The sequence below is a fragment of the Mycolicibacter virginiensis genome (assembly GCF_022374935.2).
In the GTDB taxonomy this organism is placed as follows: Bacteria; Actinomycetota; Actinomycetes; order Mycobacteriales; family Mycobacteriaceae; genus Mycobacterium; species Mycobacterium virginiense.
Genome location: NZ_CP092430.2, coordinates 1,575,053 through 1,591,476, shown reverse-complemented (window position 1 = coordinate 1,591,476; position 16,424 = coordinate 1,575,053). Strand labels below are relative to the sequence as shown.

Here is a 16,424-nt window from a genome sequence, read left to right as displayed (position 1 = left end):
GAGGCTCAACGCAGGAGAGCCGAAGCTGGAACCGCCACATGAATCCGGGTAGCTGCTTTACTCGGTCGGAGCGGATCTACCTCTACCAGCGGATAAACTGGACCCGCATTGCCTCCGTAGCTCAGGTGGATAGAGCACATGACTTCTAATCTTGTGGTCGCAGGTTCGAGTCCTGCCGGGGGCGCAACAGCCGGTGTATGGCTTCGGGTGATGCTTGACGTTTCGGTGTCGGGTGTTGCTTGACGGTGTTTCGGGTGATGCTTGACAGCGGCTTCGGTTGATCCTTGACGCGCCGGCCGGCTCGACGAGCTCAAATAGAGGCGATCGACCCGGCTACCGTTACCGGATGCCGCCTCGACGCAGGTTTCCGTCAGCTAAAACCTCGGGGGCGGCTCGCGCGCGTTACGCGACGCGACGACGACGGCGGCTCGCTCGTGTCGACAATGACCTCACCGCCACCGAATGGGACAGCATCCTCGACGCGTGGGGCAGCTGCGCATACTGCCAGATGACGAGCACGGCATTACAGCGCGACTGCATTGTTCCGATCTCTCGTGGCGGCCGCTACACCCTCGAAAACGTGGTCCCCGCCTGCGCCGCCTGCAACGCAAGCAAACACAACCGCGAGGTCACCGAGTGGCTTCGCCGCAAGAAACTTGACGAACGCACGTTCCTGCTACGCCACGCGACCATCTTGCGGGCCCTGCAGCACAGCGATTAGCACCGGCGATTCGGCAAGCAGCCGGGCCAGCCACTACTCTGGAGCGTCAACGATCAACCAAGGACGATCCGTCAACGCATCGAACGCCGCCGAACAGCGGCGCGTCGGCCGCGGCGGAACGCCACAAGCCCGGTTCGCATGACATCGCGTCGCGCGGAACGACAAGGAGACCGGGCAAATCGCGAAAGGCAGATCCATGAGCCACGAACGGGCGCTCATCTTCTTCACCATGTTCATGATCGCGATGGTGGGGGTGACCGCAGGGGTCGTCACCTGGATCGGCTGATCGCTCCCCACCGCGGTAGCGTCATCGCGCTATGACACGTCCCGATCTCGTCTTATACAGCGTCACCGACCGCGTAGCGCTGATCACCGTCAACGATCCGGACCGACGTAACGCCGTCACCGGCACGATGTCGGTGCAGCTGCGGGCCGCCGTGGAGCGGGCCGAAGCCGACCCCGGGGTGCACGCGGTGGTAGTCACCGGCGCGGGCCGGGCGTTCTGCGCCGGCGCCGACCTGTCGGCCCTCGGTGCGGCGACAGAGGACGGACTGTTGGCGCTCTACGACGGTTTCATGGCGATCGCGCAGTGCACGTTGCCCACGATCGCCGCGGTCAACGGTGCCGCGGTGGGAGCGGGCCTGAACCTGGCGCTGGCCGCCGACGTGCGTATCGCCGGTCCGGCGGCGCTGTTCGACGCCCGCTTCCAGCAGTTGGGTCTGCACCCCGGCGGCGGTGCCACCTGGATGCTGCACCGGGCGGTCGGTCCTCAGGTGGCCCGGGCCGCCCTGTTGTTCGGCATGCGTTTCGACGCCGAGGCCGCGGTGCGGCACGGCTTGGCGCTGCAGGTCGACGACGACCCGGTCACCGCGGCAATGAACCTGGCCGCCGGACCCGCGTCGGCGCCTCGGCAGGTGGTTTTGGCGACCAAGGCGACGATGCGCGTCACCGCCAGTCCCGGTGCGCTTGAGGGCGACCAACACGAGTTCGCCAAGCAGACCGAACTGGGTCCGCAGGCCGCCACCGTCGAGTCTCCGGATTTCGCCGCACGACTGGCCGCAGCACAACGCAAATAACCGCGCCCGACTACAGATCCAGTAGCGCGATCTCGGGTTCTTCAATCAGATCGCGAAGCGCACACAGGAATTCGGCGATCTGCGCGCCGTCGGCGACGCGGTGGTCGAATGCGCACGTCAGGGTCAGCTGTGGACGCACGACGACGGTGTCGTCCACCGCCACCGGCCGTGGTTTGAGCGAACCGATCCCCAGGATGGCCGCCTCCGGGTAATTGATCACCGGCACCCCGTCGTCGAGGCCGAGTGCCCCGAAGTTGGAGACCGTGAACGTCGATCCCTGCAGCTCGGCCGGCTTGAGGGTGCCGGCCCGGGCCTCGGCGATCAGCCGCGCCACGGTGTCGGCGAGTTCGCGAGTGGTTTTGCGGTGCGCGTCGAACACCACCGGCACCAGCAGGCCCCGGGGCGCGGCCACCCCGAAACCCAGATGCACGCCGTGGTGGGTGCGGATCATCGGGCCCTGCGGCGCTTCGACCCAGGTGGCGTTGAGCACCGGGTGGCGAGTCAGGGCGATGACCAACAGCCGCAGGATCAGCACGAATGGGGTGATCGTCGCGCCGCCTGTCTCGACGAGCCGATCCCGCAGCTGCAGCAGGTTGGTGCCGTCTACCTGCACGCTGGCGTGCGCGTCGGGGATCTTGCTGCGGGACAGTGTCATCCGCTCGGCCATGGCCGCCTGCACCGGGCTGGGCGGACGAAGTTCACCGTCGGGAGCCGCCTGGCCGGCGGCTGCTCGCACACCATCGGGGGTGATCACGCCGCTCGGTCCGGGCGGCACCCGGCTCAAGTCGACGCCCAACTCGGCGGCGAGCTTGCGGGCACCCGGCTTGGCCTTGGGCCGCCCGCTGGTGGACGTGCAGGCGCGGCGGCTGGTGTCGAAGGTGTCGTCGGCGCCGTAGCCGACCAGCACCGGGGCGCGCCCGGCGGGCGCGGCTGGGCGCTCGGCCGTTGTACCGGTGTCGATACGTACCAGGGGCGCCCCGACCGCGAGTACGTCTCCCACCGCGCCGCCCAGCTCGACCACCCGGCCGGCATACGGGCTGGGGATCTCCACCTCGGCTTTGGCGGTCTCCACCGAGCACAACACCTGGTTGAGTTCGATCTGATCACCGACGGCGACGTTCCAGCTGGTCACCGTCACCTCTTCAAGGCCCTCCCCGAGATCGGGGACGGTGAAGGTCTGGACTGTCTCGGTACTCACGGCGCCTCTAGGACGCGCTGCACGTAGTCCAGCAACCGATCGGGGCCGGGCAGCCACAGGCGTTCCAACCGGGCCGGTGGATACGGGGTGTCGAATCCGCTGGCGCGCAATACCGGTGCCTCCAACTCGTAGAACAGTTCCTCGGAGATGCGCGCAGCCAGTTCGGCGCCGTAGCCGAGGTTGCGCGGACCCTCGTGCAGCACCACGCATCGCCCGGTGCGCCGCACCGACGCCGCGACGGTGTCGAAGTCGAGTGGTACCAGCGAGCGCAGGTCGACCACCTCCAGGCTCCACCCGTGCTGTTGCGCGCCGATGTCGGCCGCGGACAGCGCGGTGGCCACCCCGCCGCCATAGGTGAGCACCGTGACGTCGGTACCGGACCGGCGAACGGCAGCACACCCGATGCCCGGCGCCGGGTGTTCGGTGTCGACGGGCCCGCGGGCCCAGTACCGCCGCTTGGGCTCAAGGAACATCACCGGGTCGGGAGTGGCGATCGCGTGGCGCAGTAGCCAGTAGGCGTCCGACGGATCGGCGGGCACCACCACCTTCAGTCCGGCGGTGTGCGCCCAATAGGTTTCGGTGGATTCCGAATGATGCTCGGCCGCACCGATTCCACCGAACGACGGGATGCGCACGGTCACCGGCATCGACACCGCGCCGCGAGTCCGGGTCCGGTACTTGGCCAGGTGGCTGACCACCTGGTCCAATGCCGGGTAGCTGAATCCGTCGAACTGGATCTCCGGAACCGGGACGAAGCCGCGAATCGCCAAACCGATGGCGATGCCGATCACCGCCGATTCCGCCAGCGGTGTGTCGAAACAGCGTTGCTCACCGAAGGTTTCGGCCAGACCATCGGTCACCCGGAAAACCCCGCCCTGCACGCCGACGTCGGTGCCGAACACCAGGACCTTGAGATCGGTGTCCATCGCATCGCGCAATGCCCGGTTGAGCGCCGCCACCATGGTCAGCTCTTCGGTGCGGGTGCTGGAGCCGGCCGCCGCGGTAGGGGTCGCCGCGCGGGTAGGTGGTTCGAGGATCTGGGTCATCAGCGCCCCCTGCCCAATTCGGCGCGCAGCGCGGCACGCTGCTGCTGCAGATCCGAGGTGATGTCGGCGTAGACGGAGGTGAATACTTCGTCGATGTCGGCATCGGCGGCCCCGACCGTGGCATCTCGCAGCTCGCTGCGTACGCGCTTGGCCCGAGCATCGACCCGGTCCTCTAGGCGCTGCGACCACACGCCGATATTGCGTAAATAGGTGCGGTAGCGCGGGATCGGGTCCAGTGATGCCCACTGGTCAACTTCGGCGTCACTGCGGTAGCGGGTCGGATCATCGGAGGTGGTGTGCGGGCCGAGCCGGTAAGTGACGGCCTCGATCAGGCTCGGCCCACCACCGTGTCGCGCCCGGTCGGCGGCCTCGGCCGTCACCGCATAGCAGGCCAGCGGATCGTTGCCGTCCACCCGGATGCCCGGCATGCCGTAGCCGATTGCCTTGTGCGCCAGCGAGACGGCGGCGGTCTGCTTGCGCAGCGGCACCGAGATTGCCCACTGGTTGTTCTGCACGTAGAACACACACGGGGCGGTGAACACAGCGGCGAAATTGAGTGCCTCGTGTACGTCGCCCTCGCTGGTGGCGCCGTCGCCGGTGAAGGCGACGGTGACGGAATCCTCGGCCAGGCGTTGGGCGGCCATCGCCGCGCCCACCGCATGCAGCGTCTGGGTGCCGATCGGAATCGAGATCGGCGCGCAGTTCTTCTCGGTGAACTCCAGGCCGCCGTTCCAGGTTCCACGCCAGGCGGCCGCGAGGTGCCACGGCGGGATGCCCCGGGTGACGAAGACTCCCAGCTCGCGGTACTGCGGGAACAGCCAGTCGGATTTGCGCAGGCACGCGGCGGCGCCGACCTGGGCGGCCTCCTGGCCGCGGCACGACGCGTAGAGCCCCAGCTCGCCCTGGCGTTGCAGGTTGACCAGCTCGGTGTCGAGTTCACGGGTGAGCACCATCAGCTCGTAGAGCCAACAGAGGGTCTCTTCGGGCAGGTCCCGGCTATAGCGATTCTCGGCGGTAGGCGCCCCATCCGGCGCGATCAGCTGCACAGGCTCCAGGGCGACCTGCGGACCGGTAATGCCTGGCAGCTGGCCCATGTGAGCCTCCTTGTGACGCTGATCTCATTATGCCAGCGAACGCAGAAAGCCCTGGTGATCCGATGCGGCGTGGCTACTCGCCGAGTGTGCGGTTTGGTGGTCGAAAACGGCTTGTCACGTACGAAACCGCACACTCGGCGTGTTCTACGGACCGGGGCTAACCCGTCACTGCGAAGATGCCGTGCGCCCCGTTCTCGGCGTGCCGCATGTCGTGATCCATGAACGGATAGTGGCCCGGTTCAGGGAAGGTGAGCTCGACGAAGCCGCCCTGGGCCGGCGCCAGGTCGAGGGCCTGCGCTCCCCCCGCCGGTGCCAACGGGTCACTCGGCTCATGCGGCGGTCCCAGCCTCGCCCCTCCTCCGTCGAGCCGCGCTGAACCGCCGGGCCGCAGCAGCCAGGCGCCCTCTTTGTAGACGGTGTCGAACTGCGTCCCGACGACGTGGAATGCGATCGAGTCGCCCGGACCCGCGTTGACCACCCAGACGCGCACCCGTTCACCGGTGCGGGCCGGCAGCGGGGCGTGCATGTACTGGGCCGCGGTCCCGTTGAACATCCACCCGTCGGGCTGGCCGGCGCGGATGGCCGTGGTTTGGGCGTCGGAATCCGGTGCGCTCGCATAGAGCTGGGCGCCGACCAACGCGTATTCCCGATCCACTGCCGGTAGCCCGGGCGGGTCGATGATCACGGCGCCGTACATGCCGTTGGCGATGTGCAGCGCCATCGGCGGGGTGCTGCAGTGGTACAGCCAGGCGCCGGCCCGGTGCGCCGTGAACCGGTAGACCAGCCGCTCCCCCGGCGCCAAGGTGCGCATCGGTTGGTCCGGGGCGAGCGCTCCGGCGTGAAAGTCGATTCCGTGGCCCATGGTCGCGTCGTTGATCAGCGTGATCTCGAAGGTGTCTCCGACCCGGCCGTGCAGGGTCGGGGCCGGCTCGACGCCGCCGAAGGTCCAGCGGGTCTCCCGGCGACCGGGCGCGATCTCCAGTTCTCGGTCGACGGCGCGCAGTTCCACCCGGTGCACTCCCGGCTTTGCCGGTGCCAGCACCGCGTCGCGCGGCGTCCAGCCTGGCGACGGGTCGGCGGCCAGGTCCAAGACCGTCGGCGCGGGCAGGCCACCATGTCCCCCGCCGGTGTGCTCGTGGCGCGGGGCACCACCGACGGCGTGGATCGTCATCGTCATGCCCGCGGCCCGGTGGCCGGGTACGTCGCACCACGCCTCCCGGTCCTGGTGCACTGCACCGAGATCCAGCATCGCGGTCTGGCCGCGACTCAACCGCGGGGTGTGCTCGCCGGTGTCGACGTGCAAGTCGTGCGGCAGTCCGTCGATGTTGGTGACTCGCAGCACCAGCCGGGTTCCGGCCGGCACATTGATCACATCCGGGGAGAACCGCATGTTCTTCAGCGTGACGTCGACAGTGCGGGCTTCACCGGAGACACCGGCGGCGCCCGAGGGGGCCGAGCCGCCGACACCTAACCCCAGCGCGGCGGCGACCGCGGCCACCGCGGCGGCGGCGACCGCCCCGGTGACCGCTCGGGAATGCGGCGCGATCGCATCGACATCGAGCGGGCCGCGCAGCGCCACGGGCAGCGCGAGCCGCAGCGCCAGGAGGACGAAGCTGGCGACCGCGACCGCGGCCAGCACCCAGCCGATCAACGGCAGCGGCGCCCGCCACGGCCCGGCGACCAACGGCACGGCGATGTTGATCGCGCACACCCGGGCCTGCCAGCCCTGGTCCAAGTAGCTGATGACGGCTTTGCGAACGGGTGGGCCGTTGGCCACCAGGATCGGCAGCAGCTGGCTCAGGGCGCCCAGCAAGATCTGGGCGACGAATCCGACCGCCAGCAGCGGCAACAGGGTGTTCTCCACGAACGCGGGCAGTACGTCGACGGAGCGGGCGGCGATCAGACGGATCGTCTCGGTCATGACGGCGACCCCGAGCCAGGCCGTCGCGCCGACCAGCATCCAGGCCGCCGGTCCGGTGAAGCTACGTCCTGGCCACAGCCCGACGATCGACAGACCGACTCCGACCGCATAACCCAGCAGTCCTGCCGCGGTCAGCCACCAACTGTCGGTGAGCAGACCGGCGGCGGCGACGGTCAGCCCGACCGTCAGCGTCGGCAGCGCACGCCTGGCCATCGCAAAGCTGCGCGGGGTGATCTTCTCTCGGATTGTGGTGGGCCACAAGGTGAACAAGGTGCCCACCACCGTCAGCCCGATCCACCCGTAGAGCATCACGTGCACGTGGGTGGTCCACAGCCGCGCATACCAGCGGGCCACCCCGAAGGCCATGGCAGCACCGGTCGCCGATCCGGCCAGCAGCGCTGCGATGGCCGCCAGGTAGAAACCGACCAGGTAGTCGAAGCGCGCCGAGAGGGCGCGCTTCTTCATCGCGATCAACTCGGCACCGTGGGCGACGGCCACCACGGCCACGGCCGTGCCACCCATCCCGGTCAGGGCCTCGGTGTTGAAGGCCACCCCGGCCAGGGTCGCGATCACGGCGAGGTTGAGCAGTGCCAGTTTGGCCACCAGGTGCCACTGCGGCGGGTCGGGAACCCGGCACAGCGTGGTGGTGAAGTGTCCCGACCAGATCACGATCGCGTTGGTGGCCGCGCCGAGCAGCAGTGCGTGCACCGGCAGCCAGATCGGATGCGCAACGACGTTGTGCGCAACTAGCAACGCGACCGCGAGGGCCAGCCAGCCCAGCACCACGATGTTGGCGCCCAGGAACACCGGCCCGCGCGGTCCACCCCGGCGGCGGGGTTTGACGACCGGCGCCGGGGGCGGCGGCCCCAACTGAATCATGTTCGCCAGGCTACGGTGGCGACGCGCTCAGCCGGAAGTGACCTTTGACATCGAAAGCCATCGGTTGGATCGCGGCGGCCTACCGGGGACGGTCGGTGGTGACCACCAGGCGTCCGGTGGTCTGGCGGGCGGCCATGCGCTCCAAGGCATTCGGCAGATCACCCCAGGGGACCTCTGCACCGACGACGGTGCGGATCTTTCCGGTACGCAGCAACTCCAGGATCTTCGCGTGCGCTTCCAGCCCCTCCGAACGGGCCGGCCAGTTGAAGCCCAGGGTGCGCCGGATCGCCACCGGGTCGTTGACGTAGACCAGGCATACCCCGCACACATCGAAGTTGCTGTAGGCGATGGGTCGTGGCGAGAGATAGTCGCCGTCCTCCAGCGCGATGTCCTGGGCGAATCCCGCCATCAGGTACCGGCCGTTGAGGCCCATACAGCGGAATGTCTGTACCGCCACGTCCCCGCCGACCGCGTCGAACGCGACGTCGACACCACGGCCGTAGGTCAGTTCCACGACCTGCTCAACCCAGTCACCGTTGCGGTAGTTGATCGCATGGTCGGCGCCGAGTTCTTTGCAGAATTCGACCTTCTCATCGCTCCCGGCGGTGGCGATCACCCGAGCGCCCAGCGCTTTGCCGAGCACCAAAGCACCGGATCCGGTGCCACCCGCGGCGGCGTGCACCAGCAGGGTCTCCCCCGGCTTGAGGCGGCCACGCTCGCGCAACGCGAACCAGCCCAGGTGGAACGGGTAGTGCAGGGCGGCGCCGTCGACGTCGCTGACCCAGTCCGGCAGGTCCAGAGCGGTCGCCGCGTCGACGATCGCGTAGGAGGCGTACCCGCCGAAGGCCATCACCGGGATGCCGACGATGCGCCGACCGATGAGATGCTCGGCGCCCTGGCCGGCGCTTTCCACGACTCCGACGGTCTCCATACCGGGCACGAACGGCGGCTGCAGCGGCAGGGTCGTGTAGCGGCCCTGGATGATGTCGATGTCGTTGAAGTTGAGGCAGAACGCGTTGACCGCGACCCGGATTTCGCCGGGTCCGGGCGCGCGTACCTCGACGCTTTGGCGGGCCAGCACTTTGGCCGGGTCACCGAGTTCGGTGGCGACCCAGGCGTCGGCGGAGATCGGTTGATTCATGGTTTCTCCCATTAGTCGGCGACGAATTGATTTCGGTAGGCGCGCAGGCGGTTTGCCACCTCGTCGGCATCCAGCCCCAGGTCGGCCGGCTGGTAGTCGACCGCGCCGTAGCGCCCGCGGGGGTGCTCAATGCAGAACTGCGTCATCGCGTCTTTGGCCCGGGTGTCCAGCGGCTGGCCCGCAAGCTCGTAGATGGCAGCGACGGTCCCGTCCTCATCGGCCATGAAGTCCTCGAACCGCACGTCGACGGACTGTGCCGCCGGCAGCACGTCGCGGTCGCGCAGGCAGCCGGTGAGCAGGTCGTCGGCCCGGTCCAACCAGTACTTCGAGATCTTGACCGGATCGGGACGGTCGCAGGCCATGCGCGCCGCATAGCTGATCATGGTGGCCATCGATCGCGTCACCTCGACCGGATCCCGATGGGTGACAACGAAGGTGGCGTCGGGGAAGGTCGCATACAGCGCGGGGAACTGCTCAAGATGCTGGGGCGATTTGAGCACCCAGCGGGTCCCTCCGCGCAGCCATTGCAGTGCCTGCAACGTGCGCTTCATATAGGCGTACGACGCGCTCTGATCGTGTGTCTTGTAGTGCTGCGCGAATGTCGGGAGGTAGTAACTACATTCGAACAGCATTCCGGAGATGTCGTTGCCCAGCAGCTGAATCTCTTCATGCGCGTGATCGACGGTCATGTCATGCATGCGCTTGAACTCGGGCATCGAGGTATTGATCAGATCCAGGCCGACGGCGCAGCGGTCTCGCCTGGCCTGTGGATCGGGTTCGCCCGGCGTGGGAACCGGCTCCATGCTCTCCCAGTAGGGCAGGTAGCGCAGTGCCGGGTCGGCCGCGATCAGGTTGTGCAGGTGGGTGGTGCCGGTGCGTGGCAGCCCGCAGATGATGATCGGGCGTTCTATCTCGACGCTCTCGATCTCGGGGTTCGCCGTGATCAGATCTTCCAGCCGAAGCCGGTTGACCAGGTGGCCGACCAGTTGCTCGAAGGCCATCGCCCGGCCGACACCGGACAGGTCTGCTTCGGCGTTCAGCGAACCGCACAGCACGTCGAGGCGTTCGGCGAACCCATTGTCGCCCCAGTTGTCGAGGCCTGTTCGTTCGATCGCGGCCTGCCGCAGGGCTTCCGGTGTGAGTTGCAGGATCGCGCCGTAACCGGCCAGGCCGTCGCGCATCGGGCCGGCGGCCTCGGGAAACACCGGGTTGGCAAGGTCTTCAAGCCGGATGGCGCCCGGGCGGGTAGCGGCGCTCACGAGGCCAGCTCTTCGACGTCGACGACCCGACAGTTCAGCGGGGCGGGGGTGGACTCGGGAAGGAACCAGCGCAGCCAGATCAGTCCTTTCGACCGGCCCGCGGTGGACACCCAATTCGGATGTCCGGGATCGGTTTCGCTGATCACGATCTGCCAGGACCCGTCGGCGGCGTAGGTGACGTGCGCGCCGTTGATGGTGACCCGCTCGCGGGTGTAGTCGTAGGTGTGCAGGAACGGATTCCACAGGCACAGATTCCAGAACACACACTCCGGTGAGGTTCCGTCGATGACCAGCGCCTGGCCGGGTTGCAGTTCGTAAGCGCCCATCGAATAGGCGGCATCACCAGCAGCCCAGCCCACGGTGCGGCTGGGAACCGGGTAGGGCTCCTGCAGCACGTTGGCCGGTAGCCGCACGGGCGCCATGGCGGCCTGTTCACGAATCCAGGTGCGCGCCGCGCGCATCCGCCGGCTCAGGTCGACCCGGCTGTCGGGACGTCGCGGGGTGTCGTCAAGCGCCTCGATCTTCCACTGCACACGCCGATCGGTGCCGGGGTCGGTGAGGTAGTCGCGGGTCAGGATGAATACGGCGTCGGGTTCCAGTTTGAGCCAGTTGCCTTGCTGCTCTTGCGCGCTGATGATGAATTCGAAGTTGCCGTCGGCGTCGCAGCCGAGGTCGCGGTCGTTGATGGTGTCGATGATGCGGTCGCTGTAGCGGCCGTCGTCGGGGCCGCCGTAGACGGTCATGGACAGGTAGACCGCGTCGCCGCGGTTGCCGGTGACCCGGTAGCTGCGGCTCGGGTCGACGGGCGCCAGCTGGTAGAAGGCATCCGAATTGTCGCCGCCCCACTTGAGATAGGGGCCGATCACGTCGACCAGGATCGGCTTGTCCGCATCGCCCCAGATGTAGGCCTCGGAGGCGACGCGCAGCAGGCTCAACGCCCATCGGTAGCCGTCGAGGACATCGGCCTCCTCCAGCGGCGGATCGGCGGTCAGCAGGCGTTGCTCGACGGCACGGACCTCGTCGAGCAGGCCTGCAAAGGCCTCAGACAGCTCGGATGGCTCGTCACTCATCCCGGTTCTCCTTCTTTCTCATTCCCTGCAGCAGTAGGGAGCACAGCCTGTCGGCAGCGGCGTCAACGGTCTCGGTGGCCAAGACTTGGGCGATGTAGAAGCTGGTGCCTACCAAAGCGTCATAGGCGATCTCGATATCGATGTCGGCATCGAGCACGCCTTGGTCGATGCCTGCGCGGACCAGCACACCGAATGCGGTGCGGGTCGTCTCGTCGAGCAGCTGTTGGGTGCGGATGAACAGTTCCGGGTCGCGGTGGCGATCGGCCAGGATGCCCAGTGCCGCCGCGGCCACGTCCGGTGCGCGCCAGAACTCGAACACCCCGGCAACGAATTGGCGCAGGTCTGCTTCGAAGTCGCCGGAGCTGGTCAGCACGTCACCGACCTCGGAGGCACCGAAGACCGCGTCGAACACCAGATGGGTCTTCGAGGGCCAGCGTCGGTAGACGGTGGGGCGGCTGACGTCTGCCTCGCGGGCGATCGCCTCGATGGACACCTGGTCGTAGCCGTCGCGGGCCAGCAGTCGGCGGGCCGCTTCGGTGATGGCCTGCTCGGTGCGCGGATCGCGCGGGCGTCCGCGACCGGCCGGGGCCGGGTCCGGGCCCGCCGTCACTGTGGCATCCGCTGTCGGCGACTCACGCCCTAAACAATTACATTACGTAACGTAATTCGTCAATGGTTTCGCGACCCGCCTTGTCTGCGCAGTTCAGAAGGCGTAGCGGTGGTACTGCGACATGTTCGCCACCGCCGGAATCAACGACATCGCCTTGCCCAGCGCCCGGTAGGCGCGCGGCAGTTGGGCAAAGGTGGCCGACTCGAACCAGCGCTCCCATTGCAGGAGCCGGGTGCCCGGTACCGCGGCAAGAATGTCGTCGGGGCCGTTGATCGCCCAGTGCAGCGTCGCCCCGGATTTGCGCACCACCGCGTTGGACCATTGCGACTTGATGCCCAGCCAGTTGAAGGCATCGAACTGCAGCTCCCCGCTCGGTGCGTGCTCGACGACACGGCGCAGTAACGCCACCCCGTCGGATTCGGTGAGGTACATGGTCAGGCCTTCGCCGAGCATCAATGTCGGACGGCCGGTGGGTATTTCGGCGAACCATGCCGGGTCGGTGACCGACGCCGCCACCACGTGGTTGTGGGGTTGATCGGGCAGCAGCTGCCGACGCAGGGCGGCGACATCGGGATAGTCGATGTCATACCAGTCGATTCCATCGCCCGGTTGCAGCCGGAAGTATCGGGCGTCGAGCCCGCAGCCAAGGTGCAACACCACCGCGCCGGGGTTGGCCGCCAGGAATCGGCGGGCCCAGGAGTCGAAGTGCGCCGCACGGGTGGTCACCGACGGAGATCGAGCCGCGGTGATGGTTGTCTTGCGCCAGTCGTAGTCGATGCGTGCGACCACGTCCTTGGCGTAGCGATCCCCCAGGATCGGTTCGGGCAGATCGGCATCCAGCGCCTTGGCGTACAGCGTCGCGAGCATGGTCTGCGGTGACCCGCTCAGGTCCACCCGCGCCTTGTCATCGGTCATGCCAATCCACGCTAGCGCCGCCGGCGGCTACCGGGTGGAGCTGAACGCGTCTCGGCGTGGTGTTCAGCCCTAGGGCGTTATCCACTGATGTTCAACCGCTTTGACCAGCGCGGTCAGCGTGGCGTTCACCGGGACCTGCTCCCCCACCTGCGCGGCCGTGCGCACCACGGCACCGTTGATGACGTCGATCTCGCTGACGCGGCGGGCCAGATGATCCAGCAGCGCAGATGGTTTGGCGTTCGGCATCTGCGCACCGAAGGCCCGGACATGTTCGACCGGATCTGCCACGTCGATGCCGATCCCGGCGGCCCGGGCCACCGTCCAGGCCTCGGTTGCGGTGGCGCGGCTGACCGGTCCCATGTCTGCGTCGTCCATGACCTGCCCCACCGTCATGCCGGTCAGCGCGCACGGCGCACTGTAGGCGGCGTTGCAGATCAGCTTCTCCCACTGCATGGCGGCGATGTCGGCGACCGCGGCCGCGTCGAATCCCGCCTCCGACCACACCCGCGCGATCTGGTCGACGGTCGAAAACGGCAGCGCCGCATAGGCGCCGAACCGGACGGCGCGCATCGCGTTGTGGTGCACATGCCCCGGGGCGGGACGCGAGGCGCCGAATCCACTGGCGATGCCGACCGCAACACGGGCCCCGCCGACGATGTCGGCGACGGTGTCGGCCGAACCGAGTCCGTTCTGGATGGTCAACACCGGCGTGTTCTCGCCGAGCAGGGACAGCGCCTGATTGGCTCCGGTGGCGACGTCGGCGGCCTTGACCGCCAGCACCACCAGATCCATCGGCTCGGCCGGCGCGGTGGTGGCCGCGCGCATGCGAACCACCTGTTCGGGCTGCGGCCCGCTGATCCGCAGGCCGCCCGCGGCGATGGCGTCGACGTGCGCGCGCGACCGATCCACGGCCAGCACATCATTGCCGGCCGCCGCCAACTTGGCGGCGTAGATGGAACCCATGGCGCCGCAACCGATGACCGCGATCTTCATCTGCTCATCCCACCAGGTCGGCGATCACGGCGGCCAGGTCGGGCTTCTCCTCCAGCCCGAAACCCGGGGCGTCGGTCGGCGCGATGGTCCCCTCGGCCAGTACACAACCCGGCGCATAGCCGCCGAACGGTGCGAACACCCCGGGATAGGACTCGCAGCCGCCTAGACCCAGCGCCACCACAATGTGCAGATTGATCAGGTGCCCGCCGTGCGGGAAGGCGAAGCGACGATCAAACCCGTGCCGTTCGAGCGTCTCGATCATCCGGGCGTATTCGGTCAGCCCGTAGCTGAGTCCGGCGTCCATCTGGAAGATGTCGATCTCCGGCCGCATGCCGGCATAGCGAACCAGGTTGGTCGCATCGCGCACCGAGAACAGGTTCTCTCCGGTGGCGATGGCGCCGTCGTAGGCCTCAATGACCGCGGCATTCAATGCGAAATCGAGCGGGTCACCGGGCTCTTCGTACCAGCGCAGGCCATACGGGATCAGCGTCTGTGCCCACTGCACTGCGGCGGCCTCGTCGAACCGGCCATTGGCGTCGACGGCGACCCGGCCACCGCTGCCGACGATGTCGATCACAGCTTCGATGCGCGCCAGGTCCTCGCTCGTCGACGCGCCACCGATCTTCATCTTGACCGCGTCGTAGCCCAGATCGAGATAGCCGCGGATCTCGCTGCGCAGCCGGTCCAGGCCGGCGTCCGAATCATCGCCCGGGTAGTAATAGCCGCCGGCGGCATACACCGGGACAGCCGCGGGAACGGTGTCGCGGCCGAAGTACTCAGCGATGGTGCGGTAGGCGGGCTCGTCGGCGAGTTTGGCATTGAGGTCCCAGCACGCCAGCTCCAATGCTGCTGCCGCACCGGCCCGGTCGCCGTGCCCGCCGGGCTTCTCGTCGGCCAGCGCAGCGCCCAGTACCCGCGCGGGGTCGATCCGGCCGGCGTCGTCAAGCAGCGACTCCGGCTTCGCGCTCAGCACTCGCGGGATCATCCGGTCGGCCAGGATGCCGCTCTGGGCGAAACGGCCGATCGAGTTGAACGCGACCCCGGTCACCGGTTTCCCGTCGCGCATCTGATCGCTGATCACCGCGACCAGTGACACCGTGTGCCGGGAGAAATCCACCAAGGCGTTGGCGACCTCGCCGCGCAAGCGCACCGGTGTCTCGATGATCTGGGTGATGCGCATGCGCTGTCAGTCCTCCTGGTGCGTCAATCCGCTCGTCGCAGGATGGCTTCGGCGTGCCGCAGCACCGGGGAGTCGACCATCTGTCCTTCGAACGCGAACACCCCACGCTCGGTCTGCGCCGCGGCGAGCACCCTGCGCGCCCAGTCAACCCGCTCCGGGGCGGGCCGATAGGCGTCGCGGACCACCGCGATCTGGCTCGGGTGGATGCACACCGTAGCAGCGAATCCGACCGCGGCGCCATCGAGTGCTTCGGCTTTGAGCCCTTCGAGGTCGCCGATGTTGAGGTAGACGGCGTCTAGCGCGGCCCGACCGAACGTCGATGCCGCCAACAACACACTTGAGCGCACGTGGCGGGCCACATCGCGATACCGGCCATCGGCGTGCCGACTGGAGCCTCCGCCCATGGCCGCGACCAGATCTTCGGCGCCCCACATCATCGCCACGCATTGCTCCGCGGCGGCGATATCCGCGCAGAACACCGCGCCGCGTGGGGTCTCGATCAAGGCCACCACCTGCCGAGGTGCCAGCGCGGCGACCTGGGCGGCCGATTCGGTCTTGGCCAGCATCACCGTCGTGTAGGCGGTGTCGGCCAGGGCCTCCAGGTCACGGGCCTGGTCCTCGGTGCCGGCGGGGTTCACTCGCACCACGGTCCGCTCCGGATCGAGGGGGGTGCTGCGCAGCGCTTCGCGGGCGGCCGGCCGATCCGCTGCGGCCACACCGTCTTCCAAGTCCAGGATCACCACGTCGGCGACCGCGGCCGCTTTGCCGTATCGCTCGGGGCGATCCGCCGGGCAGAACAGCCAGGCCGGTCCGACGCTACTCATCGTCCGTCCTCGACCGGCCGCTTGCGCACCAGCGTGGTCCGTACCGCGCGGGCAACGGTGTCGCCGTTCTGGTTACGTCCGACGTGCTCCAACGTCACGATGCCCTCGCCGGGACGGCTCTTGGACTCCCGCTTGTCGGTGCAGACCGTCTCGGCGTAGAGCGTGTCGCCGTGAAATACCGGCTTGGGGAACGACACCTCCGAGAAGCCCAGGTTGGCCACGATGGTGCCCAGCGTCAGCTGTGCCACCGACAGGCCGACCAGCGTGGAGAGGGTGAACATCGAATTCACCAGGCGCTCACCGCGGAAACCCGGTTGCTGGGCCGCCCACGCCGCATCCAGGTGCAGCGACTGGGTGTTCATGGTCAGCGTGGTGAACAGCACGTTGTCGGCTTCGGTGATGGTTCGTCCGGGCCGGTGCAGGTAGGTGGTGCCGATCTCGTATTCCTCGAACCACAGTCCGCGCTGCTCGACGGTCTTCCCCTCGTTGTCGGCCAC

The 16,424-nt window shown here is 68.0% G+C and carries 15 protein-coding genes and 1 tRNA gene; 3 read left to right on the top strand and 13 right to left on the bottom strand.

All coding sequences use genetic code 11. The features are described from left to right. Positions 1–110: 110 nt before the first annotated feature. The 3 genes from MJO54_RS07825 to MJO54_RS07815 all read left to right on the top strand — a co-directional run bounded on the left by MJO54_RS07825 (position 111) and on the right by MJO54_RS07815 (position 1,797). Positions 111–184, top strand: a tRNA-Arg gene (locus tag MJO54_RS07825). Positions 185–346: 162 nt separating this feature from the next. Further along, complete coding sequence (locus tag MJO54_RS07820) at positions 347–721, top strand: HNH endonuclease (protein ID WP_046284869.1); 375 nt, start codon at positions 347–349, stop codon at positions 719–721. A 317-nt stretch (positions 722–1,038) separates the two neighbouring features. Continuing rightward, positions 1,039–1,797, top strand: a complete 759-nt coding sequence (locus tag MJO54_RS07815; protein ID WP_046284868.1) for an enoyl-CoA hydratase — start codon at positions 1,039–1,041, stop codon at positions 1,795–1,797. Positions 1,798–1,807: 10 nt separating this feature from the next. Here MJO54_RS07815 and MJO54_RS07810 read toward each other — a convergent pair whose 3' ends face one another. The 13 genes from MJO54_RS07810 to MJO54_RS07750 form a co-directional block, all read right to left on the bottom strand. Then, positions 1,808–2,995, bottom strand: a complete 1,188-nt coding sequence (locus MJO54_RS07810; protein WP_046284867.1) for a dihydrolipoamide acetyltransferase family protein — start codon at positions 2,993–2,995, stop codon at positions 1,808–1,810. Next, entirely contained in the window at positions 2,992–4,041 is a 1,050-nt protein-coding gene (locus tag MJO54_RS07805; protein WP_046284866.1) for an alpha-ketoacid dehydrogenase subunit beta, read from the bottom strand. Before MJO54_RS07805 ends, MJO54_RS07810 begins: the two co-directional genes overlap by 4 nt. Next, a complete protein-coding gene (pdhA, locus tag MJO54_RS07800) occupies positions 4,041–5,135 on the bottom strand; it encodes a pyruvate dehydrogenase (acetyl-transferring) E1 component subunit alpha (RefSeq protein WP_046284865.1) in 1,095 nt (364 codons plus the stop codon). The genes MJO54_RS07805 and pdhA overlap by 1 nt, the downstream gene beginning before the upstream one ends. Before the next feature lie 157 nt (positions 5,136–5,292). Then, on the bottom strand, positions 5,293–7,935 hold the full coding sequence (locus MJO54_RS07795) for a multicopper oxidase domain-containing protein (RefSeq protein WP_052741220.1): 2,643 nt from the start codon (positions 7,933–7,935) through the stop codon (positions 5,293–5,295). A 79-nt stretch (positions 7,936–8,014) separates the two neighbouring features. Beyond that, the gene (locus MJO54_RS07790; RefSeq protein WP_165797872.1) at positions 8,015–9,076 is read right to left on the bottom strand and encodes an NADPH:quinone oxidoreductase family protein; all 1,062 of its coding nucleotides are present in this window, start codon (positions 9,074–9,076) and stop codon (positions 8,015–8,017) included. Positions 9,077–9,087: 11 nt separating this feature from the next. After that, on the bottom strand, positions 9,088–10,335 hold the full coding sequence (locus MJO54_RS07785) for a sulfotransferase family protein (protein WP_205843414.1): 1,248 nt from the start codon (positions 10,333–10,335) through the stop codon (positions 9,088–9,090). Then, positions 10,332–11,405, bottom strand: a complete 1,074-nt coding sequence (locus tag MJO54_RS07780; RefSeq protein WP_105294789.1) for a DUF1214 domain-containing protein — start codon at positions 11,403–11,405, stop codon at positions 10,332–10,334. The genes MJO54_RS07785 and MJO54_RS07780 overlap by 4 nt, the downstream gene beginning before the upstream one ends. Then, entirely contained in the window at positions 11,398–12,015 is a 618-nt protein-coding gene (locus MJO54_RS07775; RefSeq protein ID WP_065152226.1) for a TetR/AcrR family transcriptional regulator, read from the bottom strand. The genes MJO54_RS07780 and MJO54_RS07775 overlap by 8 nt, the downstream gene beginning before the upstream one ends. A 93-nt stretch (positions 12,016–12,108) precedes the next feature. After that, on the bottom strand, positions 12,109–12,930 hold the full coding sequence (locus tag MJO54_RS07770; protein WP_105294790.1) for a class I SAM-dependent methyltransferase: 822 nt from the start codon (positions 12,928–12,930) through the stop codon (positions 12,109–12,111). Between the two features lie 69 nt (positions 12,931–12,999). Next, on the bottom strand, positions 13,000–13,923 hold the full coding sequence (locus tag MJO54_RS07765; protein WP_105294791.1) for a ketopantoate reductase family protein: 924 nt from the start codon (positions 13,921–13,923) through the stop codon (positions 13,000–13,002). Between the two features lie 4 nt (positions 13,924–13,927). Beyond that, positions 13,928–15,103: an enolase C-terminal domain-like protein gene (locus tag MJO54_RS07760; RefSeq protein ID WP_046287057.1), complete on the bottom strand. Its 1,176-nt coding sequence runs from the start codon at positions 15,101–15,103 to the stop codon at positions 13,928–13,930. Between the two features lie 23 nt (positions 15,104–15,126). Further along, complete coding sequence (locus MJO54_RS07755) at positions 15,127–15,927, bottom strand: HpcH/HpaI aldolase/citrate lyase family protein (RefSeq protein WP_105294792.1); 801 nt, start codon at positions 15,925–15,927, stop codon at positions 15,127–15,129. Beyond that, positions 15,924–16,424 (bottom strand): MaoC family dehydratase, encoded by a 501-nt coding sequence (locus MJO54_RS07750; protein ID WP_105294805.1) that lies wholly within the window; start codon positions 16,422–16,424, stop codon positions 15,924–15,926. Before MJO54_RS07750 ends, MJO54_RS07755 begins: the two co-directional genes overlap by 4 nt.